This is a genomic window from Bacillus sp. P4_D3 (assembly GCF_056401855.1).
Window position 1 is genome coordinate 1 of the sequence record NZ_JBFUIN010001150.1, and the last position, 750, is coordinate 750.

General features: G+C 38.3%; 2 protein-coding genes. Both read right to left on the reverse strand.

The genetic code is table 11. The features are described 5' to 3' along the window. The coding region (locus tag AC1DTM_RS29910; protein ID WP_477001636.1) for a class I SAM-dependent methyltransferase at positions 1–369 on the reverse strand (369 nt) is incomplete at its 3' end. A gap of 42 nt (positions 370–411) precedes the next feature. Then, positions 412–750, reverse strand: a 339-nt coding sequence (locus AC1DTM_RS29915; protein WP_477001637.1) for a CGNR zinc finger domain-containing protein, incomplete at its 5' end; no start/stop codon positions are given.

The window sequence follows — 750 nt, forward strand, 5'->3', positions numbered from 1 at the left end:
ACCTAATGCATAGATGGAATATACAATGTCAAAATACTCTTTCGGAATTTCCACTTCTTCTTCCATTGCTCCACATATTAACTTTGGATCCCAGCCCTTTAACGTTTCATGTGCCGTTTCAATTTGTGTACTTGAAAGATCAAGACCCCATAATTCCTCTGCCCCATGTTCCACCATATATTGCAATGAGTGCCCACTCCCACATCCAATATCAAGAACCTTTTTATTTCTGATTGAATCAAATAGATGAATTTCATCTTCAGACGCTGTATACGGGCCGTATTTTGGTAAACAATCAACATGAAAGAAATATGGTGCAACTGTATCCCAACACTTTTTATTTAAAGCTAACATTTGTGTGCCTTCCATATCCTACATTCCCCCAACCGATTTTTTCTTCTCATAAATAAATTACACATTATAACCCGATCTTCCTTTTCTCTTCGCTCGGTAATTTTTCACTTTTGCAATCGTACCGCACGCTCTTCCGCCTTCTTCCCCAGCATACATACCGCACCATCTTTTACTTCCATTACGCGAATGATCATAAAATACCCAGCGACAATCTGGGCATGCTTTTAACCTTCCCCACAAATTTTCTTGAATCGCCGTTAACACAATACTCAATACCTTTGTATACACATTCTCTTCTTGCACCGGTTCATATGTAACACTTTTCATATCTCCCTTTATATGTACATGAAATGGGTATTTTTCTAACCATTTTTGCAACGATCCTTCGCCTTCAAT